Genomic DNA, 21,775 nt, shown 5'->3' on the forward strand with positions numbered 1-21,775 from the left:
AACGGGTTAGGTGACGCAAGTATTGCGGGGGTGTCCGGCAGGTGAACGACGGACGACCGCTTTGCTCGTGTTCGGGGCACGACGCGGCGGGCCCCGACCGAGACGGCCGGGGCCCGCCGCACAGTTGGGGTCAGCCGCCGATGACCACCCGGCGGACGCCGGTCCAACGGGCCGGGTCGGTGACCCGCCGCCCGTCCACGAGCACCGTCACGCCCGGCAGGTCCGCCGGGGTGAGGTTGCGGTATTCGGCGTGGTCGGCCTGGATCACCGCGGCGCCGACCGGCTCGCCGTCGTAGCCGGGCAGACCGTGCGCCGCCAACTCCTCGTTCGAGTACATCGGGTCGGAGACGTAGGGCGTCGCGCCCCGCCGGCGCAGCGCCTCCACGGTCGGGAAGACACCGGAGAACGCGGTCTCCTTCACCCCGCCCCGGTAGGCGGCGCCCAGCACCAGCACGCCCACGCCGGTCAGGTCGCCGTACGCGGCGGCGAGCAGGTCGACCGCGTAGTCCGGCATCGCGGCGTTCGCCTCCCGCGCCGAGCGGACCACGGTGGCCGCCGGGTCGTTCCACAGGTACATCCGCGGGTAGATCGGGATGCAGTGGCCGCCGACCGCGATGCCCGGCGAGTGGATGTGGCTGTACGGCTGCGTGTTGCACGCCTCGATGACCTTCGTGACGTCGACGCCCACCGTGTCGGCGAAGCGGGCGAACTGGTTCGCCAAGCCGATGTTCACATCCCGGTAGGTCGTCTCGGCGAGCTTGGCCAGCTCGGACGCCTCGGCCGAGCCCAGGTCCCACACGCCGTTGGGCTGCTTCAGGTCGGCCCGCTCGTCGAAGTCGAGCACCGCCTCGTAGAACCGGACGCCGTGCGCGGCGGAGGACTCGTCGATGCCGCCGACCAGCTTCGGGTAGCGGCGCAGGTCGGCGAAGACCCGACCGGTGAGCACCCGCTCCGGGCTGAACACCAGGTGGAAGTCCGTGCCCGCGGTGAGACCGGAGCCCTCTTCGAGCATCGGCGCCCAGCGGTTACGGGTGGTGCCGACCGGCAGCGTGGTCTCGTAACTGACCAGGGTGCCCGGCTTGAGGCCACGGGCGATCGCCCGGGTGGCGTCGTCCATCCAGCCGAAGTCCGGCACGCCCTCGGCGTCCACGAACAACGGCACCACCACCACGACCGCCTCCGACTCGGCGACCGCGGCGGCCGTGTCGGTGGTGGCCGACAGCAGCCCGGCGGCCACCGCCTCCTTCAGCTTGACGTCCAGGTCGGTCTCGCCCGGGAAGGGCACGGCACCGTCATTCACCAGCTGGACGACCCGCTCGGAGACGTCGGCCCCGAGCACCCGGTGCCCCTTCGAGGCGAACTGCACGGCGAGCGGCAGGCCGATCTTGCCGAGCGCGACGACGCAGATGTTCATGACTGCTTCTTTCCTCCAATGGGGAGCCTGCGTCGCAGGCCGGTCATCATGCGGCGCAGCGTCACCGGGAAGACGACAAGCACCAGGTCGCCCTTGCGGTTCGTGCTGCTGGTGATCACGTGCAGCCGGCCGTCCTCCCGGTGCACCGACCGCTGCACCATCGACGGGTACGGGCCGCGCACCGGGGTCGCGGCGGCGTCGCCGCCGCGGGTGACGGTCACGCTGACGACCCGGCGTTCCCCGCCGGGTTTCACCCCGGCGAGCAGGTCCCGGGCGCGGAACGACATGGTCACCGTCGCGCCCAGCGGGTCGGCCTCGATCGACTCGACCGTGCCGGCCGTCCGCCCGGCCGAGACGGCGACCCCGCCGTCGGCCAGCACGGCCAGATCCGGGTGCGGGCCGCGCGCGGTGATCCGGACCACCCGCTCCCCCGCACCGTCGACGGTCCAGCGTACGGCCATCGTCTCCAGCCGGGCCAGCCACTTCGACATCGACACGGTGATCTCGTACCAGTCGTCGGAGAGCCCGCACCGGCCGTCACCGAAACCAGGGTAGCGGGCGAACCAGCCGTCGTCGCGGAGCACCGGCTGCGGCAACCCGTGCCGCACGTCCTGGCGGATCACCGCCACCAGGTCGGCCAGGCTGCCGTACGCGGCCACGCCGAGCCGGACCCGGGTGGTCACCGGCAGCGCGCGCCGGATCCGCTCGGTGAGGTGCTCGGTGACGAGCCGCCCGACCCCCGTGCGCACCCGCTCCTGCGTGGTGCGGTCCAGTTTCAGAAAGTCGGCCTGGACCAGCTTGGCGATCTCCCAGGTGAAGTGGCGGAGCAGGACCGCGTCGCGCCGTTCGCCCGGCTCGATGTGCGCGGCGACGAACGCGACGATCCGCTCCGCGCAGCCGAGCCGCGCCACGTGCGTGCTGCGGTAGGTGATGTTGCTCGAATTGGCGCGCTTCACCGCGTAGTAGTAGTCGTAGTCGGCGAGCACCGAGATCCGCCCGGCCCGCAGGCACGCCTCCAGCGTGAACGGCTGGTCGCTGCCGACCGGCATGTCCTCCGGGAAACGCAGGCCGTACTTCTCCACCAGCTCCCGGCGGAACAGCTTGGTGTTGGACAACGCGAACGGCAGGGCCGAGGCGAACAGGTCCACGTCCGGCTGGGTGGTGGCGAAGATCGCCTGGTGCACGTAGCGCTTGTTGACCCCGACGAGCCGCCCGAGCAGCACGTCGGAGCCCCACCTGTCGGCCGCGGCCACCATCCGTTCCAGCGCCTCCGGACCCAGGTGGTCGTCGGAGCCGATGAAGAAGACGTACCGGCCGGTGGCCTGCTCCAGCCCGCGGTTGCTCGGCGCGGCCGGCCCGCCCGAGTTGGGCTGGTGCAGCACCTTCACCGTGCCGGGGTAGCGGGCGGCGAAGCGGTCCAGCTCCTCGGCGCTGCCGTCGGTCGAGCCGTCGTCCACCGCCACGACCTCCAGCCGGTCCAGCCCGATGGTCTGCTCGACGAGCGAGGTGAGGCAGGTGGTGAGGTCCGGCATGGTGTTGTAGACGGCGGTCACCACCGTGACGTCGGGCTGGGTCACCTTCCGACCCCGGCGGCGAGCACCGGCGCCGGGCTGGTCCCGTCGGCGGCACGCGGCGGATGCTCCGGCAGCAGCCGGGAGTAGACGCCGTCGAGGACCTCCGCCTGCGCCGCCCAGGTCCAGTTGGCCAGCAGCCCCGGCTGGTCGTACGCGGCCCGGTAACGCTCCCGGTCGGCCAGCACCGCCCGCACCGCCCGCACGTAGTCGGTGACGTCCTCGGCGGTGAACACCTCGCCCTGCCCGGTCGAGCGGACGGTCTCCGCCATGGTGCGGACGTCGGAGACGACGAGCGGCAGCCGGGCGTGCGAGTACTCGAAGAACTTGGTGATCAGCGCGATCTCGTGGTTGGGCCAGTGCTGGATCGGGATCACGCCGACGTGGGCGCCGGAGAGGAACGGCACCACCTGGTCGTGCGGCACGTAGGGCAGCACGTGCACCCGGTCGCCGACGCCCAGCTCCCCGGCCCGGGCGACAAGCCCGCGCACGTAGTCGGAGCCGGGCTTGTTGACCACCAGGGCGACGTGCGCCCCGGCCAGCTCCGGCAGGGCCTCGATCATCACCGCCAGGCCGCGCTTGGGTGCGGCGACCCCGCTGTAGACCAGCAGCGGCACGTCCGGCCCGAGGCCACCGCACCGGAGACGGATGTCCGGCGCCTCGACCCGGCCGCCGGTCACCTCGTCCACCGCCGGGGCGTTGAGCACCACCGCCGGTCGTTCGGCCAGGCCGTGTTCGGCCTGGAGCAGGTCGGCCAGCCCGCCGGAGACGGTCATGGTCGCGTCCGCGTACGGCACGAACTCGCGTTCGTGGGCCATGTTGCCGGGCAGCCAGCGGGCGTTGTCGCGCCACGGCTGCACGCCGGGCAGGTATTCGTGGGCGTCCCAGACCAGGGCGACCCGCCGCCCCACGGCCGCGGCGCGGATCTTGGCGCGGGCGCCGACGCCGAGCATGCGGAAGTCGTTCGCGTGGATGAGGTCGGGCTGGAGCTTGTCGATGGCCGGACCGTAACCCAGCTCGTAGTCCCACAGGCCCGGCTCCAGCCGCCGCCACGCCCCGCCGCCCTGCACCCGCTGCCAGAACAGGGTGTAGGCGCGGTCCCACGGCCCGTCGAGCTTGCGCGTCTTGGCCCGGCCGAGCTGCCGCTGGCGCAGCGACACCCACCGGCGGGTCAGGCCGGAGAGGCGCTCCTGCGCGCGCAGCAACTGCCAGCGCAGCGCCGGCCGACCGGCCGTGGTCAGCTCGGCCCGGCGGACCCGCAGGTCGGCGCGCCAGGCGCGGACCTCCTGCGCGCGGTGGGCGGCGACGCCGGTGGGCGGGTACGCCAGCGGCGCCCGCAGCCACGACCGGCGGAACTCGTGTGGCCGCCTGGCCATCGGCAGCGGCACCTTGAGCAGGCGGACCTCGGCCGCGCCCAGCTTCCAGGTCCTGGGCACGCCGCCGGGGGCCCGGCCGAGCAGGATGACCTCCCAGCCGGCGTCGGCGGCGGAGCGGGCGGCCTTCTGGACCCGCGAGTCCCCGTCCACTGCGTTGTCCACCAGCATGACGACCCGTCCCCGGGTGCGCTTCGTCATGTCTGCGCCCTCAGCTCCCATTACCGCCCGTCTCCGTCCCCTCGGCCCCACGGCCCGAGGACCCCGGCGAGTCTACGACAACGCAACGGGCGTATCGGGCCCGCCGCCGTCGTGTCCGCGGTACCGATACACCTGTTGCTAACCTCCATCCCTGGCCGGCGCGGGCGAGGGCGCGCGCCCGACCCGACCGGCGTCCCGGCGCCCCCGGGGACGCGCTGCCGGCGACCCGCTCGACTTCCCTGCGAACAGGACGAAAATGGACATGGTGACGACAAGCGAGCGCCCGCCGTCCGCGCCGGAGCCGGCCGACCCGCCGGCGCCGGGCGGGCCCGCCGCGCGGATCCGCGCCGCCGTCCGGTACGCCCTGCCCGCGCTCGTCGGCTGGACCGTGGTACGCCTGCTCGGCCTGCTCAGCATCTGGCTCTGGGCCCGGAGCACCGGTCGCGGCACGGTCGGCGAGCTGACCCGCTCCGACGGCGTCTGGTATCTGGGCATCGCGCGCGACGGTTACGACGGCGCCGCGCAGTTGCACAGCAACATGGCGTTCTTCCCGCTGTACCCGGGCCTGACCGCCGGGCTGGACACGGTCACGCCGTTCGACCTGCGGCACACCGCCCTGCTGGTGTCGTGGGTGGCGGGGTTCGCCGCCGCCTGGGGGCTGTTCGCCGTCGGCGCCCACGTGTACGACCGCCGCGTCGGGGTGGTCCTCGCCGTGCTCTGGGGCGTGCTGCCGCACGCCGCGGTGCAGCTCATGTCGTACAGCGAGGGGTTGTTCACGGCGCTCGCGGCGTGGTCGCTGTACGCGCTGCTGCGCCGGCACTGGCTGACCGCCGGCGCGCTCTGCCTGCTCGCCGGCCTCACCCGGCCGACCGGTTCCTCACTCATCGGGGTGGTCGGCCTGGCCGCGCTGATCGCGGTGATCAGGCGTCGGGACGGGTGGCGACCGTGGGCGGCGATGCTGCTCGCGCCCGCCGGCTGGCTGGGCTACCTGGCGTGGGTCGGCTGGCGCACCGGCCGCCCGGACGGCTGGTTCCGGATCCAGGGCGAGGGTTGGGGTTCCTCCTTCGACCTCGGCGTGAACACCGTCCAGCGGGCCCGTGAGGTGCTCAGCAAGCCGTCGGAGCTGGAGTTCTACGTGGTCACGCTGGTGGCGGTGCTGGCGATCATGCTGTTCGTGCTCAGCCTGCTCGACCGGCAGCCGTGGCAGTTGCTGCTCTACAGCGGGCTGCTGTTGCTGACCACGCTCGGCGCCGCCGGCTTCTACCACTCGAAGGCCCGGTTCCTGCTTCCCGCGTTCCCGCTGCTCCTGCCCGCCGCGGTGGCGCTGGCGCGCGCCGGTCGGGCCCGGGCGGCGACCGTGCTGACCACCCTCGCGCTGGTGTCCGCCTACTTCGGCGGCTACCTGCTGCTGGTCTGGCGTTTCTCGCCGTGACCCGGCGGCGGGCTCAGCGGGTGTACCCGCGGACGTCCCAGAGCCACACGTCGTCCACCCGGGCACCGGGCCCGTACAGCGCGTCGAGCACGGCACGCAGCCGCGCCGCGCGGGGGTGCGCCGCCGGCAGCGCCAGCGCGTCGGCCCGCCAGTAGCGTGCGTCGGCGAGCGCCCGCTCCCGGTCCGCCGGGCCGGGATCCGGGGACCGCGTCCCCTTGTCGACGGCGGTGAGCAGCATCGCGGTCGGTTGCGGCCGGACCCCCCACCGGCCGGTCGGGTCGGTCTTCGACACCGGGCCCAGGAAATAGCCCTGCGGCACGGCGAAACCGGCGTGCGCGGCGGAACTCCACCACACCGACGTCATGTTGTCCACCGGGACGGGCACCAGGGTCCGGCCCGGGGTGACGTGGTCCCGCCAGGCACCCGAGGTGACGAACGCCGGCACCGGCGCCCGGCGCTGCACCGGCAGCGGCGTCGGCGCCACCGGCACCAGCGCCGCCAGCAGCGCGGCGCCGCCGAGCGCGGCGACCAGCCGGTCCGCCGGGGCCGACCGCCGGGCGAGCCCCGCCAGCCGGTCGACGGTGAGCGCCAGCAGCACCCCGACGGCCGCCGTGGTGATCAACCCGAACCGGGCCACCACGAGCGAGTCGAACACCGGCAGGTTCTGGACCAGGGCGAAGGGCGCGGGCACCGAGGAGTGCCGGGGGCCCCAGGTCCACCTGGTGCCCATGGAGAGGATCGCGGCCACCACCGCGACCAGGGCAAGCACCCGGACCAGCGGCTGCCGGCGCTGCCAGAGCACGGCCGCGACCAGCAGGATCACCAACGGCCAGCCGAAGCTGCTCGCCTCCTCGGTGGTGTTGGCGACCAGGCCCCGGACGCTGCCCGGACCGCCGCCCACCGACTCGGTGGCGTAGGTGACGTACGACTTCAGCGCCAGGACGAACTGGTCCGGCGAGCCCGGGTGACCCACCCGGTGCTGCGGGCCGGCGAACTGCATCCACAGCGGGTACGCGCCGGCCAGCAGCACCAGCAGCCCGGCGACGGCGATCCCGCCGGTCAGCGGCCGGGCGGCGGCCACCACCCGCCGCGGCCGGACCAGCAGCCAGCCCAGCAGCCCGGCCAGGCACGCAAGCGCGGTCAGGAAGAGAACCTCCAGGCCGATGAAGAACTGCGCCACGACGAGCACGCCGAGCACCAGCCCGTCGCGGCGCACCCGGCCACCACGGGCCAGGCACACCACCCGCCAGACGAGGAACGGCACCAGCCACTGGGCGGTGATGTGCGGGTGGCCGTTGCTGTGCGACACGAGCGCCGGGGCGAAGCCGCAGAACAGCCCGCCGACCCCGGCAGCGAGGTGACGCCGGACCAGGTGCCGGGAGAGCACGTGGTACCAGGCGTAGGCGGTGCCGGCCAGGTTGAGCGTCACGAACAGCAGGTACGCCGCCGGAGCGCCGGCGAGCACCGTCACCGGGGTGAGCAGCAGGCCGGGAAGCTGCATCCCCACGTTGCTCATCAGGTTCACCCCGTCCGGGGCGTTCTGGAGCGTGGTGAAGAACGGGTTCTCCAGGTGCGTGACGGCGTGCGCCGCGTACGCCAGCATCCACTCGTTGAAGCCCTGGTCGGTCGGCCGGCTGCCGAGCAGCCGGCCGGGCACGTCCAGCCAGCCCCGACCGGTGACCAGCACCGCGCCGGCCAGGTAGACCAGGGCCGCCGCCACGTCGTACCGCCGCGGCCCGCCGGCCGGGGCGTCCGCGGGCCGGTCGGCCGGGACCGGGCGGTCCGCGACGGCGGCGGGCCGGTCGTCGGCCGGGCCGGCGAGGGCGGGGCCGTGCGGGCCTCGGGCGTCGGACCGGAAGTCAGTCATGACGCCCGATGCTACGAGCGACCGTGATGCCCTTAGCGTAACCGGGACATCACGGAGTGTCGCGACACCTGCGGGTCAGAGCCGGTGCGCGGCGTCGCCCGTCGTCACGCCCCGGGTGTCGAAGAACCGCTTGGCCCGCCCGACGAGCGCGTCGACGTCGTACGAGCGATGGTTCTGCACCAGAATGACCAGGTCCGCCGCGGCGACGGCGGCCTCCAGGTCCTCGGCGCGGGGCACGCTGCCACCGAGGGCCTGCCAGTGCTCCACGTGCGGGTCGTGATAGCTGAGCTTCGCGCCGAGGCCGTGCAGCAGGCGGGCCAGCGGCACGGCCGGCGACTCGCGCTGGTCGGCGATGTCCGGCTTGTAGGTCACGCCGAGCAGCAGCACCGAGGAGCCGTTCGCGGCCAGGCCGGCGTCGTTGAGGATGTCCTGCGCGCGGCGGACCACGTACGACGGCATGGTCGCGTTGATCTCCTGGGCCAGTTCCACGAACCGGAACGGGTAGCCCAACCGGGCCCGCACGTTGTGGCTGAGGTAGTTGGGGTCGATCGGGATGCAGTGCCCGCCGACGCCCGGCCCCGGATAGAACGCCTGGAACCCGAACGGCTTGCTGCTCGCCGCGTTGATCACGTCCCACAGGTCGATGCCGAGTTGGTGGCAGAACCGCGCCATCTCGTTGACGAGCGCGATGTTGACGTGCCGGTAGGTGTTCTCCAGCAGCTTGGCCGTCTCCGCCTCGCGGGTGCCCTTGGTGCGCACCACCGTGTCGACGAAACGCCCGTAGAACGCCGCCGCCCGGTCGCCGCAGGCCGGGGTGTGGCCGCCGACCACCTTGGGGGTGTTGCGCGGGCCGAAGCGCTCGTTGCCCGGGTCGATCCGCTCCGGGGAGAAGGCCAGGTGGAAGTCGGTCCCGGCACGCAGGCCGGACTCCTCCAGGATGGGCCGGACGATCTCGTCGGTCGTCCCCGGGTAGGTGGTCGACTCCAGCACCACGAGCATGCCGGCGCGCAGGTTGCGGGCCACCGCCCGGGTGGCCGACTCGACGGCGGCGAGGTCCGGCCCGCCGTCCTCGGACAGCGGCGTCGGCACGCAGATCACCGCCGTGTCCGCGGTGGCGATCTCGGCCTCGTCGGCCGTCGCCCGGAAGCCGGCGGCCAGCATCTCGGCGATGTCGGCGTCGGCGAGGTCGTCGACGTGGGACCGGCCGGCGTTCAAAGCGTCGACCACGCTGCCCTTGACGTCGAACCCGAGCACCGAGGCGCCGGCGCGGACGGCCTCCCGGGCCAGCGGGAGCCCGACGTAGCCCAGGCCGAGAATCACCACATCTGTCATTTCATGTCCCTTGTGCGTCGCTGGTCCGGCGGAGGAGGGGTGGGCGCGCCAGCCGTGGGCATGCTACCCGCTGCCACCCTCACACCCGGGTCAGCTCGTCCGTGGCGGGCCGCCCGTCCGACGCCGGCAGCGCCGGGCGCCGGCCCGCCGGAGCCAGCCGGTGGTAGAGGCCGTTCTGCACCTTGGCCTGCTCCTCCCACGTCCACGCCGCGAGATCCATCGACGCGTACGCCGCGCGGTAACGCTGCGGATCGGCCACCACCGCCTCGATCGCCCGGACGTACTCGTCGGTGTCGTCGACCCGGAAGACCTCGCCCTGCCCGGTCTGCCGCACCGTCTCGGCCATCGTCTCGACGTCGCTGACCACGATCGGCAGCCGCGCGTGCGAGTACTCGAAGAACTTGGTGATCAACTGGATCTCGTGGTTGAGCCAGTGGTGGATCGGGATGACCCCGACCGTGGCGGTGGAGAGGAACCCGACCACCTCGGCCGGCGACACGTACGGCAACACGTGCAACCGGTCGGCCACCCCCAGCTCGCCGGCCCGCTTCTTCAGGCTGGTCAGGTAGGGGCCGTCCGGCGCGTTCACCACGAACGCCAGATGCGTCCCGGGCAGCCGGGGCAGGGCCTCCACCATCACGCCCATGCCGCGGTGCGCCGCCGCCGCGCCGCTGTAGACCACGAGCGGCACGTCCGGGCCGAGCCCGCAGGCGCTGCGGATGTCCGGGCCGGTGCCGGCGGCGCCGAGCGCGTCGGCCGCATGCGGGGTGTTCAGCACGACCGAGGGCAACTCGGGCAGGTCGTGATCCCGCCGGAGGAACTCGGCGAGCCGCTCGGACACCGTGATGACGGCGTCGGCGTGCCGGGCGTACTCGTGCTCGTGGGCGCGGTTGGCCACCATCCACCGGGCGTTGTCCGCGCGCGGCTTCACCCCGGGCAGATACTCGTGGACGTCCCAGATCAGCTTGATCGTGCGGCCCTTGGCCGCCGCGCGGATCTTGGCGCGGGCGCCGACCCCGATCATCCGGAAGTCGTTGGCGTAGATGATGTCCGGCTTGAGCTCGTCGACCGTCCGGCCGAACGCCAGCTCGTAGTCCCAGAGCTGCGGCTCCAGCTTGCGCCACGCCCGGTCGCCACGCAGCCGGAGCTGCGCCCAGGTGTAGACGCGGTCCGACGGGGTGCTCAACGTCTTACGGCTCGTCTGCCCCCGGGTGAGCTGCCAGTGCCGGAACGAGACCCACTTCCGGGTCACCTTGGCGGCCAGCTCCTGCGCGCGCAGGCCCTGCCGGGCCAGCGCCGAACCACCGCCGGCCAGCGCCGCCCGGCGCACCCGCAGGTCGGTCTGCCAGGCCCGCACCTCCTGCTGACGGTACGCCGCGACACCCGTCGGCGGGTACGCCAGCGGCCCGCTCAGCCAGCGCCGGCGGAACTCGTGCCGGCGCTGCCGCAACGGGCTCGCCATCCGCAGGAGCTGCACCTTCGCCGCCCCCAGCTGCCAGCTCTGCGGCTGCCCGTTCGGGGAGCGGCCGAGCAGGATCACGTCCCAGCCGGCGTCGGCGGCGGACATCGCGGTCTTCTGCACCCGAGAGTCGCCGTTCACGCCGTTGTCGACGAGTATCACGATCCGGGCGGGCGCCGACGGCGCACCTTCCCCCGTCGCGGCCATTGCCTTTTCTCCTCTGTCTCGAGGCCCATGCGACGCCGGCGTCACCGGTGCGCGGGTGCCCAACAGCTCTCGACCGGGCGACGCCTGCGGCGCCGCTCAGTTACCACCCGACGTACGAACGGTCCTATCCGTCACCAGCTGGTCGAACTGGCGCTCGACCGGTGGCCAGTCCCAGGTCGCGACCGCGTGCTCGGCGGCCGACTCACCCGCCTTGCGCCAGGAGTCCTCGGTCGCGGTCACGGCGAGGATCCGCTCGGCGGCCTCCGCCGGACCGTCGACCACCCAGTCCGCCGGGAACAGGCTGCGGGCCGAGGCCGGACGGCCGGCGAAGAACGGCCAGTCCCGCACCACCGGAACCGCCCCGCTCGCCGCACCCTCCACCAGGCCGCAGTGGAAGCTCTCCCGCACCGAGCTGCTCAGGATCACGCCGACCCGGGACAGCGCCGCCGGCACGTCGTCCACCTGACCGACCCGGACCACCGCACCGGCCGGTTCGAGCTCGGCGATGTCGGCCAGGAAGCCGTCCCAGTAGCGTCGACTGTCCGGGCTGGCGTCCGCGTCCAGGTCGCGCCCGAACAGCAGCAGCCGGTATCGCTCGTCGTGGGCCCGCAGGTGACGGAGCACCTCCACCGCCCACCGGGGATCCTTGGCGACCGCCTTGATGCCGACCAGGCCGAGCGTGAAGCGGGCCTCGTCGTCCTTGGGCCGGCCGAAGGCCCTCAGGTCCATCGCGTTGCTGATCACGTGCAGCCGGGTGCCGGCCGCGGTCACCGCCGGCACAGCCGCGACGGTGAGGTCACGCAGGTGGTCCGAGACGAAGATCAGGTCGTCCACCCGGGAGAAGTCGACCAGGTGCGGCCACACGGCGAACGCCTCGAAGCTGTGCAGCCGGACGATCACCCGGGTCGACCCCGGGTCGAGCAGCGAGAACAACACGGCGAGCGCGGCGCACCAGTCGACGAAGACCACGTCCGCCCACTCGACCTGCGGGGCGAGCCACTCGGTGACCTTGTCGCCGTACGTCGTGTCGCCGGCGAGGATCTGCTGCGCCATCGCGCGCCGGTTGTTCAGCAGCGGCACGTGGGTGCCGTCCTCGCCCGGGTCCAGGAACCGCAGCTCGACGTCCGGCCGCTCGTCGAAGTGCCGCCGGATGAGGTCGAGGAAACCGTGGTTGCCGTAGGTGACCATCAGCAGGCGCAGCGGTCGGTCGGTCGGCGGCGGGGCCGGCTCGCCCCGTCGACCCCGGGGCGCGGAGAGAGCCCGCACCGCGGCGCTGGCGTGCCAGGGCGCCAGGAAACCCCGGGCATCATCGGCGAGCGGTGAGGTCAGGCGGTCGAAGTGCAGCCGCCGGTCGAACAACTGCCGCTGGGCGGCCTCGACGAAGCCGACGGCGCCGGCGACGTCGCCCCGGCCGAGGCGGGCGTCGGCGAGCGCCAACTGGGCGGCGACGGCGGCCGGAAGGCTTGGTGGCGTGCCGGCGTCGAGCTCGGCGACCGCCTGCCGGGCCAGGATCTCCGCCCGCAGCTTGGGACTTGCGACCCGGCGCAGCGCCGCGGCGGACACCCGGGCCGCCCGCTCCGGCTGCCCGGCCGCGAGCAGCCGGGTGTGCAGCAGGTCGGCGAGCCGGCCACGGGACCGGTCGGACAGGCCGGGAGCGGTGACCGCCGCGCCCCACAGGCCGGCGACCGCACGGGAGCGCATGGCGGCCGGCGAGGTCGTCGCCCGCACCGCGGCGCTCGCCGCCCGGCGGGCCGACCGCTTGGCGGCACGAGGAAGACTCATTCCGGAACCTCCGTCCGAACCGTCGGGTCGCGAGGCACATCGAAAGCCATCGGGCGCGGGCCCCCTGCTGCCGGAACGGTCGCCAGAGCGGTGACGGACGGTTGGTCGGGACGAGTTTGCCACAGCGCTCGACACACCTCCAAACCGACGTTCGCTCCCGGAACAGGCGCTCAACATCTGGCATCATGTGGCACGGTCGAGGCCGAACGGCACGAACGTGACGAGGCGTCCGACCAGTCCATCCGGCGGCGACGGACCCGGGGCCCGGCGGGCGGGGTGGCCCGCACGCCGACGGTGGCTAGACTTCTGGGGCCGGCGACGACCCCGCCGCCCCTCCCCCGCAGCGCCCCGCACCGACATCCGTATGCCCCGAGTTCAGGTGGAACACCCCGAAGTGAAGGTCGTGACCGCGTCGTGAAGGTTGTCAGCATCGTCGGAGCCCGACCGCAGCTGGTGAAACTGGCGCCGATCGCCGCCGCCTTCGCCGAGACCACGCACCACCACGTCATCGTGCACACCGGGCAGCACTACGACGCCGACCTCTCCGACGTGTTCTTCTCCGGCCTCGGCATCCCCCGGCCCGACGTGCACCTCGGCATCGGCTCGGGCAGCCACGGCGAGCAGACCGGCCGGATCCTCGCCGCGCTGGACCCGGTCTTCGCCGCCCAACGGCCCGACTGGGTGCTGGTCTACGGCGACACCAACTCCACCCTGGCGGGCGCCGTCGCCGCGGTGAAGCTGCACCTGCCGGTGGCACACCTGGAAGCCGGCCTGCGCTCGTTCAACCGGCGGATGCCCGAGGAGCACAACCGCGTCCTCACCGACCACGCCGCGGATCTCCTGCTCGCCCCCACCGAGGAGGCCATGGGCCACCTGCGCGCCGAGGGGCTGGGGTCGCGGGCGACGCTCGTCGGCGACGTGATGGTCGACGTCTGCCAGCGCGTACGCGACCGGGTGCACGCCGACGGCAAGCCCCCCACCGGGCTGCCCGAGGGCGTCGACCCCCGCTCCCCGTACCTGCTCTGCACCCTGCACCGGGCGGAGAACACCGACGACCCGCGCCGGCTGGCCGCGCTCGTCGCGGCGCTCGCCGCCCTGCCCGTCCCGGTGGCGCTGCTGGCCCACCCCCGGCTGGTCGGGCGCGCCGCCGAACAGGGCCTGAAGCTGGAGCAGGGCGCGATCCGGGTGGGCCGGCCGCTGCCGTACGCCGAGATGGTGCGCGCGGTGCTCGGCTCCGTCGGGGTCGTCACCGACTCCGGTGGCCTGCAGAAGGAGGCGTACCTGCTCGGCCGGCCGTGCACGACGCTGCGCGCCGAGACCGAGTGGGTGGAGACGCTGCACGACGACTGGAACCGGCTGGTGGCCGACCCGGCGGCGCTGGACGCCGACACCTGGGCGGAGACGGCCACCCGCCGCGCCCCGACCGCGCCGCAGGGCACGCCGTACGGCGACGGCCACGCCGCCCGGCGGGTGGTGCGTGTCCTGACCGGCTCCGATTCGACGAAAGAGTAGTTGTAGGCAACGATGCGCCATTCCCTCCCCTCCGCGCTGGGCCGCCTGAACCGTGTCGTCCGTCCCCGTTCCCGGGGCGACGCCCGGCCGCACGTCATCTACCTCGCCATCGGCTTCCCGCCGGCGGCGAAGAGTTCCGCCTACCGGCTGCGGGAGACCGCCAACCAGTTCGCCGCGCTCGACTGGGACGTCACCGTCGTGACCATCTGCGAGGAGGCGTGGGAACGCGAGTACGGGCTGGACCACAGCCTGTCCGCCGGCGTCGACCCGCGGATCCGGGTGGTCGAGCTTCCGCTGGTCCGCGAGGACCTGGAGACGGACATCCGCAACTTCTCCGAGGCCCGTTCGCTGCGCCCCCGGGAGTGGATCGAGCAGCAGCGCAAGCGGGACCTGGCGGTCTTCCCCGAGCCGGTGTTCGGCGGGTGGCGCTTCGCGCTCGAGAAGGCGGTGCTGCGGATCCACCGCGAGCACCCGGCCGACCTGCTGGTGGCCAGTTGCGCGCCGTACGTGAACCTGGCGCCCGCCTGGCGGCTGTGGGAGGAGCACCGGGTGCCCTACGTGGTGGACTTCCGCGACGGCTGGTCGCTCGACGTCATCACCGGCGAGGCGGCGTTCCCGGAGAGTTCACCGGCGGGGCGGTGGGAGAAGAAGGTGCTGGAGCAGGCGGGTGCGATCTGGTGTGTCAACGACCCGATCGCCCGCTTCTACCAGGAGCGCTACCCGTCCCGGGCGGACCGGGTGCGGGTGGTGCGCAACGGCTTCGACCCCGACGGGGTGCCGGCGGTTGAGCACCGGGCCGACCCGGAGGCGGGCCTCACCTTCGGCTACCTCGGATCGATCAACTTCTCGCCGGTCCTGCTGGACGAGGTCCTCACCGGCTGGCGGATGGCGCGGCGCGACGATCCGCTGATCGCCCGCAGCACGTTCGAGGTGCGGGGCCACATCGGCGCGGGCGCGCTGCGTGAGGCGAACGCCCACATGGAGATGCTGCGGGCCGCCGAGCCGGACGGCGTGGTCTTCGGCGGTCCGGTCGCCAAGGCCGACGTGGCCGGCACGTACGCGCGCTGGGACGCGCTGGTCCTGATGCTTGTCGGCGGCGCCTACGTCACCTCCGGCAAGGTCTACGAGTACGCGGCGAGCGGGCTGCCGGTGCTGTCCGCCCACGAGGTCGACCACGACGCGGCCCGGGTGCTGGCCGGGCACCCGCTGTGGACCGGGGCGGTGGGGTTGGAGCCGGTCCGGCTGGCGGAGAGTTTCCGCGCGGCCGGGCGGCTGGCGGTCAGCGCCACCGAGGCCGACCGGTCGGCGGCGCGGGCGCACGCCCACCGGTTCACCCGGGGCGCGCAGCTCATGCCCGCCGTCCGCGCGGCGACGGAACTGGCAGCCGTGCCGAACCCGCCGACCGGGACGGTCGCAACCGGAGGTGGACGGTCATGATCGAGATGCTGATCATCGCAGGCGCGGCGCCACGCCAGGAGGCCGTGCTGTCCGAGGCGCTCGGGCGGTTCCGGGCGCAGGGCGTCCGGGTCCGTCTGGTCTGCGGGTTCCCGCTGGAGCTGACGTCGCTCGACACGTCGTCCGCCGAGGTGTACGCCCTGCCCAAGGCCGAGGAGGATGCCCGGCTGAAGCGCCTCGTCGCCGGCGTGGAGCCCAGCCGGGCGCTCTGGCTGGTGGCCCGGCGGGACCGGACGGTCCGGGGGTGGGCGCGCAGCGCCGACATCCTGGTCTCCCTCGACTCGCTGTCCGTGCACACGGTGTGGGAGCTGGCGCAGCGCAACCTGCGGGCCGACGCCTGCCAGGGGTTGGGGCCGGCGGGTCGCGCGGCGCAGGCCCGGCTGGACGGCACGGCCCGGCGCCGGAGCGCGATGGCCGCCGCGACGTCCGCCCGGGCCGGCATCGTGGTGCGGGACACCCGGCAGAGCGCGGCAGTCGTGGCCAAGCGGTCGCTGCGGGCGACGATGGCGCCGGCGGTCATGCGCAGCGCCACCGGCGCCCGGTTCTGGCGTACGGTCGTCTCCGCGCCCGCCCTTCCGGACCGGGTCCGCGGCGGGCTGGCCTACCAGGTCCACCTGCGACTGCTGACGGTGGACCGGGCGGACCAGGCGGTCGAGGTGTCGGCCGCGGCGGTGCGCCGGATGCACGACCGCCGGGCCCGGGTGGACCTGCTGACCCGGGAGGCCAAGAAGGAACTCGGCATGGGTCTCGTCCCGGTGGGCCTGCGGGAGGCGGTGACCGCACAGCTCGCGCTGGCCGACGAGCTGCTCGGCAAGAAGAGCGCGCACAAGGCGGGCCAGGCGGTGCATCAGGCGCTCCGGCTGCTCCACCACCGGGTGCCGCAGCTCGAGCAGGCCGGGTCGCCGATGGTCGCCGACGCCGACGGCTACCTGAAGCCGCTGCTGGACAGCGCCGCCGGTCAGGCCCTGCTGCGACAGCACGGCCGGGCGACGCCGGCCGCGTCCACGCCGAGCGGGCGGCCGTTGCGACTGCTCGTGCTCGCCCGGGACGCGAGCCGGGACCACTACCTCGACCAGATCCGCCAGCGGTACGAGCTGGCGCCGGACACCGAGCTGCGCTACGTGCGGCTCGACGACGACCCGGTCAGCGAGCGGTTCGCCCAGGAGCGGGGCGCGCTCATCGAACACCGGCTCGGCGGTGACCAGGCCACGCCGTTCAGCAAGCGGGTGCAGGCGTGGCTCCAGCCGCACCTGGACTGGGCGGACACCGCGCTCGTCGACTCGTGCGCCGCCGCCGCCCTGGTGACCCTGAACGATCCGGGCGACACCCGGGTGGTCGTCCGGCTGCACAACTTCGACGTGACGGGCATCTGGGCGCAGCTCGTCGACATGTCCCGGGTGGACGACCTGGTCTTCGTCTCGGACCACCTCCGGGACCTGGCGCACGCGGCGCTGCCGCAGCTACGGTCCGGTCGGGGGCCGACGGAGCACGTGCTCGCCCCCGGGTTGGACCTGCGGGCGCACGCGCTTCCGAAGCCGCCCGAGGCGCGTTTCACGCTCGCCGTGGTGGGCGCGGACACCGCCGCGAAGGATGCGCGCTGGGCCGTCGCCGTGCTGCGTCTGCTCCGCGCCGAGGACCGGCGTTACCGGCTCCTGCTGGTGGGCGACGGCCCGGACTCGGTGACCGGCACGGTGAACAAGCGGCACCAGGCGGAGCTGGTGCACGACCTCGCGGAGCTCGGGTCCGCGGTCACCTACCTGGACGAGGTGACCGACGTGCCCCAGGTGCTGACCGGGGTCGGGGTGATCCTCAGCAGTTCCACCCGGGAGGCGTTCCACTGCGCGCTCGTGGAGGGCGCGGCCAGCGGCGCGGTGCCGGTCGTCCGGGACTGGCCCTTCCTCGCCGACCTGCCGCACGGCCCCCGCACGCTCTTCCCGGCGGACTGGGTGGCCGAGACGCCGGACGACGCGGCGAAGCGGATCCTGACCGCCACGTCGAGCGACGAGACGTGGCGCTCCGAGGGCGCGGCGGCGGCCGACCACGCGCTGTCGACCTGGGACTGGGCCGTGGTGCATCGCGGCTACGACGAGCTGTTCGGGCTCACCGGCCGACAGGGCTGACGACGGCAGAAGGCCCACCCCGGTCCGCCGGGGTGGGCCTTCTGTGTCGACGTCGGCGGACATCCACCGGCGTGGGGTGGGTCAGTGCAACACCGGATCCGCCGGCTGGCGCACCGGCGGCGCGACGTCCGGCCGCAGCCGGCGGTAGACGCCGTCGAGCACGGCCGCCTGAGCCTCCCAGGTCCAGCCGTCCAGCAGCCCCGGGCGGTCGTACGCCTGGCGGTAACGCTTCGGGTCGGCCAGCACCTCCCGCACGGCCCGCACGTAGTCGGGGACGTCCTCGGCGCGGAACACCTCGCCCTGGCCGGTGGAGCGGACCGTCTCGGCCATCGTGCGTACGTCGCTGACCACGATCGGCAGCCGGGCGTGCGAATATTCCAGGAACTTCGTGATCAGGGCGAGCTCGTGGTTGGGCTTGTGGTGGATCGGGATGACCCCGGCGTCGGCCGGTGCGAGGAACTCCGACACCTGCCAGTGCGGCACGTACGGCATCAGGTGCACCCGGTCACCGACCCCGGCCTGCACGGCGCGTTCCCGCACCGCCTCGGACTGGGCGTTGTTGCCGCTCGGGTGCAGCGTGACGAGCGCGATGTGCACGTCCGGGAGCTGCGTCAGGGCGTCCACCATGGTGTCCAGGCCCCGGGACGGGTTCACCCCACCGCAGTAGACGAGCAGCGGGGTGTCCGGGCCGATGCCGCACCGCGCGCGCAGGTCCGGCACGGGCGTGTCGTGCCGGGCGTCGTCGGCGACCCGGGCCGGGGCGTTCAGGACCACGTCCGGCAGCGCCGGGAGGTCGTGCACCTCCCGCAGCAGCTCGGCCAGTGTCGAGGAGACGGTCACCACCGCGTCGGCCCGGGGGGCGTGCTCCGCCGTGTAGGCGATCTGCGCGGGCAGCCAGCGCGGGTTGTCGGGTCGGCCGAGGACGCCGGCGACGTACTCGTGGGCGTCCCAGACGACCCGGGTGGCCCGGCCGCGCGCCCGGGCCCGTTCGGCGGCGCGGACGCCGACGCCGGCCATCCGGAAGTCGTTGGCGTGGATCAGGTCGGGCTTGAGGTCGTCGATCACCGGGCCGAAGGCGAACTCGTAGTCCCACAGGCCGGGGTCGAGCCGCCGCCAGGACCGCGGCCCCATCACCGTCTGCCAGAACCGGATCGACAGCTTGGTCAGCGGCAGGTCCGGGTTCTGCTGGTTGGCGCGCAGCCGCTTCAGCTCGCCGGAGCGCAGCCGCGCCCACCGGGTGCGGATCTTGGTGCTGGCACGGGCGGGCAGCAGCAGCGCCCTGCCGACGAGGTAACGCCCCCGCGACCCGGCCCGGCGGACCTCGTCCAGGTGCGCCTGGCGCTGCCTCAGCTCCAGCCGTCGGGCCTTGAGCGCGTTCAGCCGTTGGGTGGCGTAGCGGCCCGGCCGGTACGCCAGTGGGCGGCGCAGCGACCGGCGCAGGTGCAGCGGGTGCTGGGCCAGCGGTCGCGGCACCGTGAGCAGCCGCACCTGCGCGCCGCCGATGCTCCAGGTCTCCTCCGGTGACGCTTTGCCGAGAATCCCGAGCAGGATCACCTCCCACCCGGCTTCGGCGGCGGAGCGCGCCGTCTTCTGCACCCGGGAGTCGCCGTGCACCCCGTTGTCGACCAACATGACGACCCGCCCTCGTGGGCGGGTGCGGTCCGGGTCCATCCCTGTCCTTTCGCGGTGTGCCGGGCCACCCGGCCGGGCGGGTGCCGGCCGGATGCCGGCGACCCGGGGATGACTTCGCGGCAGCGGCGGAACGTCGCCGCCGCCGCGGAAGCCGAAACTGGCGTCAGGCGGCGCTGCCGGCAGACTGCCGGGCCGCGCCCTGGGCCGGCGTGACCGAGACGACCTTGCCGTCCGCGGCGGACTCCAGCAGCCCGGCGGCGACCTGCACGGTACGCAGGCCCTGCCGCAGCGTCACGATGTCGCTCTGCTTGCCCTCCACCGCGTCCCGGAACCGCTCGTGCTCGACCAGCAGCGGCTCCCGCTTCGGGATGGCGTAGCGCACCATGTCGCCCTCGGCCACGCCACGGAAGGCGCGCAGCGCCTCCCACTCGGTGTCGATGGCGGCGTTGGCGTAGAAGGTGAGGTCGGCGGTGAGCGTGTCGGCCACGAAGCAGCCCTTGTCGCCGGTGACCACCGTGGACCGTTCCTTGAGCGGGCTCAGCCAGTTGACCAGGTGGTTGACCATCGTCCCGTCGGAGAGCTGCCCGACCACCGCGACCATGTCCTCGTGCAGCCGGCCGCTGCGGGAGACCGTGCGGGCGGCCACCGAGGTGTATTCCCGGCCGGTGACCCAGGCGGTCAGGTCGATGTCGTGGGTGGCCAGGTCCATCACCACGCCGACGTCGGCGATCCGGTGCGGGAACGGGCCCTGGCGGCGGGTGACGACCTGGAACACCTCGCCCAGCTCGCCCGCCTCCAGGCGGGTACGCAGGCTCTGCAACGCCGGGTTGTAGCGCTCGATGTGGCCGACGCCGGCGACCAGGCCGGCGGCCTCGAACGCCTCGACCAGTTTGGTGGCCGCCTCGACCGACTGGGCCAGCGGCTTCTCGATCAACGCGCTGACACCGTTGGCGGCCAACTCCAGGCCGATCGGCTCGTGCAGCGCGGTCGGGCAGGCCACCACCGCGTAGTCGACACCCAGGGCGAGCAGGTCGCTCACCTCGGGCACGACCGGCGCGCGCAGCGTGCCGGTCGTGTCGCCGACCGGGTCGACCACGCCGACCAGCTCGACACCGTCCAGGCTGGACAGCACCCGGGCGTGGTTGCGTCCCATGGCGCCGAGGCCGATGAGCCCGGCCCGCAGCTTCCCGCTCATCGGGTCACCCCTCCGGCCAGGTTCGCGCCGTCGGCGATCCGCTCCAGCTCGGCCGCGCTCAGCGACGGGTGCACCGGCAGCGAGAGCACCTCGGCGGCGGCCCGCTCGGTCTCCGGCAGGTCCCACGGGCCCGGCGTGCCGGCCTCGGTCAGGTAGGGCTTGAGCCGGTGGATCGGCGTCGGGTAGTAGACCGCGTTGCCGATGCCCAGCTCGGTGAGGCGGGCCTGGGCGGCGTCCCGGTCGCCCCGCACCCGCACCGTGTACTGGTGGTAGACGTGCTTGGCGCCGTCGGCGACCGGCGGGGTGACCATGCCGGTGATCGCGGAGTCGAGGACCTTGGCGTTGGCCCGGCGCTGCTCGGTCCACCCGTCGAGCTGGCCGAGCTGCACCCGGCCGATGGCGGCGGCCACGTCGGTCATCCGCATGTTGGCGCCGACGATCTCGTTGGCGTACCGCTGCTCCATGCCCTGGTTGCGCAGCAGCCGCAGCGTGCGGGCCAGCTCGGCGTCGGCGGTGGTGATCATGCCGCCTTCGAGCGAGTGCATGTTCTTGGTGGGATAGAAGCTGAAGCAGCCGGCGGTACCGAAGGCGCCGACCGGGGTGCCGTTCAGCTCGGCGCCGTGCGCCTGGGCGGCGTCCTCGACCACGGCCAGGCCGTGCTGCTGCGCGATCGCCATGATCCGGTCCATCGCGGCCGGGTGGCCGTAGAGGTGCACCGGCATGATGGCGACGGTCTTCGGCGTGATCGCGGCGGCGACCGCCTCCGGGTCGACGCAGAAGCTGCCCGGCTCGATGTCCACGAACACCGGCTCGGCGCCGACCAGCCGGACCGCGTTGCCGCTGGCGGCGAACGAGAACGACGGCACGATGATCTCGTCGCCGGGGCCGAACCCGAGCGCCATCAGGCTGAGCTGCAACGCCGAGGTGCCGGAGTTGACGGCGACGCAGTGCCGGCCGGCGACCAGGTCACCGAACTCCTCCTCGAACGCCGCGACCTCCGGGCCCTGCACGACCCGGCCGCTCCGCAGCACCCGGACAGCCGCCTCGATCTCGGCCTCGCCGATGATCGGTCGTGCTGGGGGAATGAACTCTGGATGCGGCCCGACCATGGGCTTCCTCCTGTCGACGCGTGGTGCACGGGGGACGTTTCGGGGATGGTAGCGGTTTGTGACGAAAACCTGGCGATCGCGATGATTGTCCGACCGGATGTGACCCACTGTTCA

14 protein-coding genes are annotated in these 21,775 nt (G+C 73.6%); 4 read left to right on the forward strand and 10 right to left on the reverse strand.

Features of this window, described 5'->3' with window-relative positions; genetic code table 11:
• Positions 1 to 130: 130 nt before the first annotated feature.
• Genes O7602_RS18695 through O7602_RS18705 form a run of 3 tightly spaced genes read right to left on the reverse strand, consistent with a single transcriptional unit; the run spans position 131 to position 4,529 of the window.
• Positions 131 to 1,414 (reverse strand): nucleotide sugar dehydrogenase, encoded by a 1,284-nt coding sequence (locus O7602_RS18695; RefSeq protein ID WP_281583925.1) that lies wholly within the window; start codon positions 1,412 to 1,414, stop codon positions 131 to 133.
• On the reverse strand, positions 1,411 to 2,991 hold the full coding sequence (locus tag O7602_RS18700; RefSeq protein WP_281583926.1) for a glycosyltransferase: 1,581 nt from the start codon (positions 2,989 to 2,991) through the stop codon (positions 1,411 to 1,413). The genes O7602_RS18695 and O7602_RS18700 overlap by 4 nt, the downstream gene beginning before the upstream one ends.
• Positions 2,988 to 4,529: a glycosyltransferase family 4 protein gene (locus O7602_RS18705; protein WP_281590387.1), complete on the reverse strand. Its 1,542-nt coding sequence runs from the start codon at positions 4,527 to 4,529 to the stop codon at positions 2,988 to 2,990. Before O7602_RS18705 ends, O7602_RS18700 begins: the two co-directional genes overlap by 4 nt.
• 286 nt (positions 4,530 to 4,815) lie before the next feature.
• Here O7602_RS18705 and O7602_RS18710 point away from each other — a divergent pair, with 286 nt between their 5' ends.
• Positions 4,816 to 5,991, forward strand: coding sequence for a hypothetical protein (locus tag O7602_RS18710; RefSeq protein ID WP_281583927.1), 1,176 nt, complete (start codon positions 4,816 to 4,818; stop codon positions 5,989 to 5,991).
• 13 nt (positions 5,992 to 6,004) lie between these two features.
• Here O7602_RS18710 and O7602_RS18715 read toward each other — a convergent pair whose 3' ends face one another.
• The 4 genes from O7602_RS18715 to O7602_RS18730 all read right to left on the reverse strand — a co-directional run bounded on the left by O7602_RS18715 (position 6,005) and on the right by O7602_RS18730 (position 12,638).
• Complete coding sequence (locus O7602_RS18715) at positions 6,005 to 7,858, reverse strand: hypothetical protein (RefSeq protein ID WP_281583928.1); 1,854 nt, start codon at positions 7,856 to 7,858, stop codon at positions 6,005 to 6,007.
• Between the two features lie 75 nt (positions 7,859 to 7,933).
• Complete coding sequence (locus tag O7602_RS18720) at positions 7,934 to 9,190, reverse strand: nucleotide sugar dehydrogenase (protein WP_281583929.1); 1,257 nt, start codon at positions 9,188 to 9,190, stop codon at positions 7,934 to 7,936.
• Between the two features lie 79 nt (positions 9,191 to 9,269).
• On the reverse strand, positions 9,270 to 10,856 hold the full coding sequence (locus O7602_RS18725; protein ID WP_281583930.1) for a glycosyltransferase family 4 protein: 1,587 nt from the start codon (positions 10,854 to 10,856) through the stop codon (positions 9,270 to 9,272).
• A 96-nt stretch (positions 10,857 to 10,952) separates the two neighbouring features.
• On the reverse strand, positions 10,953 to 12,638 hold the full coding sequence (locus O7602_RS18730) for a glycosyltransferase (protein ID WP_281583931.1): 1,686 nt from the start codon (positions 12,636 to 12,638) through the stop codon (positions 10,953 to 10,955).
• A 414-nt stretch (positions 12,639 to 13,052) separates the two neighbouring features.
• Here O7602_RS18730 and wecB point away from each other — a divergent pair, with 414 nt between their 5' ends.
• Genes wecB through O7602_RS18745 form a run of 3 tightly spaced genes read left to right on the forward strand, consistent with a single transcriptional unit; the run spans position 13,053 to position 17,725 of the window.
• Positions 13,053 to 14,150: a UDP-N-acetylglucosamine 2-epimerase (non-hydrolyzing) gene (gene wecB, locus O7602_RS18735; protein ID WP_281583932.1), complete on the forward strand. Its 1,098-nt coding sequence runs from the start codon at positions 13,053 to 13,055 to the stop codon at positions 14,148 to 14,150.
• A gap of 12 nt (positions 14,151 to 14,162) precedes the next feature.
• Positions 14,163 to 15,587: a glycosyltransferase gene (locus O7602_RS18740; protein ID WP_281583933.1), complete on the forward strand. Its 1,425-nt coding sequence runs from the start codon at positions 14,163 to 14,165 to the stop codon at positions 15,585 to 15,587.
• Entirely contained in the window at positions 15,584 to 17,725 is a 2,142-nt protein-coding gene (locus O7602_RS18745; protein ID WP_281583934.1) for a glycosyltransferase, read from the forward strand. The genes O7602_RS18740 and O7602_RS18745 overlap by 4 nt, the downstream gene beginning before the upstream one ends.
• A gap of 81 nt (positions 17,726 to 17,806) precedes the next feature.
• Here O7602_RS18745 and O7602_RS18750 read toward each other — a convergent pair whose 3' ends face one another.
• The 3 genes from O7602_RS18750 to O7602_RS18760 form a co-directional block, all read right to left on the reverse strand.
• Entirely contained in the window at positions 17,807 to 19,357 is a 1,551-nt protein-coding gene (locus tag O7602_RS18750) for a glycosyltransferase family 4 protein (protein ID WP_281583935.1), read from the reverse strand.
• Between the two features lie 163 nt (positions 19,358 to 19,520).
• The gene (locus O7602_RS18755) at positions 19,521 to 20,552 is read right to left on the reverse strand and encodes a Gfo/Idh/MocA family oxidoreductase (RefSeq protein ID WP_281583936.1); all 1,032 of its coding nucleotides are present in this window, start codon (positions 20,550 to 20,552) and stop codon (positions 19,521 to 19,523) included.
• On the reverse strand, positions 20,549 to 21,661 hold the full coding sequence (locus tag O7602_RS18760; protein ID WP_281583937.1) for a DegT/DnrJ/EryC1/StrS family aminotransferase: 1,113 nt from the start codon (positions 21,659 to 21,661) through the stop codon (positions 20,549 to 20,551). The genes O7602_RS18755 and O7602_RS18760 overlap by 4 nt, the downstream gene beginning before the upstream one ends.
• Positions 21,662 to 21,775 lie beyond the last annotated feature (114 nt).

The sequence above is a fragment of the Micromonospora sp. WMMD1128 genome, from assembly GCF_027497235.1.
GTDB lineage: Bacteria > Actinomycetota > Actinomycetes > Mycobacteriales > Micromonosporaceae > Micromonospora.

Excerpts from the sequence above, each read along its gene's own strand:
- O7602_RS18695 (WP_281583925.1), bottom strand. The coding sequence starts at position 1,414 with ATGAACATCTGCGTCGTCGCGCTCGGCAAGATCGGCCTGCCGCTCGCC.
- O7602_RS18705 (WP_281590387.1), bottom strand. The coding sequence starts at position 4,529 with ATGCTGGTGGACAACGCAGTGGACGGGGACTCGCGGGTCCAGAAGGCC.
- O7602_RS18710 (WP_281583927.1), top strand. The coding sequence starts at position 4,816 with ATGGACATGGTGACGACAAGCGAGCGCCCGCCGTCCGCGCCGGAGCCG.
- O7602_RS18715 (WP_281583928.1), bottom strand. The coding sequence starts at position 7,858 with ATGACTGACTTCCGGTCCGACGCCCGAGGCCCGCACGGCCCCGCCCTC.
- O7602_RS18720 (WP_281583929.1), bottom strand. The coding sequence starts at position 9,190 with ATGACAGATGTGGTGATTCTCGGCCTGGGCTACGTCGGGCTCCCGCTG.
- O7602_RS18725 (WP_281583930.1), bottom strand. The coding sequence starts at position 10,856 with ATGGCCGCGACGGGGGAAGGTGCGCCGTCGGCGCCCGCCCGGATCGTG.
- O7602_RS18730 (WP_281583931.1), bottom strand. The coding sequence starts at position 12,638 with ATGAGTCTTCCTCGTGCCGCCAAGCGGTCGGCCCGCCGGGCGGCGAGC.
- O7602_RS18740 (WP_281583933.1), top strand. The coding sequence starts at position 14,163 with ATGCGCCATTCCCTCCCCTCCGCGCTGGGCCGCCTGAACCGTGTCGTC.
- O7602_RS18745 (WP_281583934.1), top strand. The coding sequence starts at position 15,584 with ATGATCGAGATGCTGATCATCGCAGGCGCGGCGCCACGCCAGGAGGCC.
- O7602_RS18750 (WP_281583935.1), bottom strand. The coding sequence starts at position 19,357 with ATGTTGGTCGACAACGGGGTGCACGGCGACTCCCGGGTGCAGAAGACG.
- O7602_RS18755 (WP_281583936.1), bottom strand. The coding sequence starts at position 20,552 with ATGAGCGGGAAGCTGCGGGCCGGGCTCATCGGCCTCGGCGCCATGGGA.
- O7602_RS18760 (WP_281583937.1), bottom strand. The coding sequence starts at position 21,661 with ATGGTCGGGCCGCATCCAGAGTTCATTCCCCCAGCACGACCGATCATC.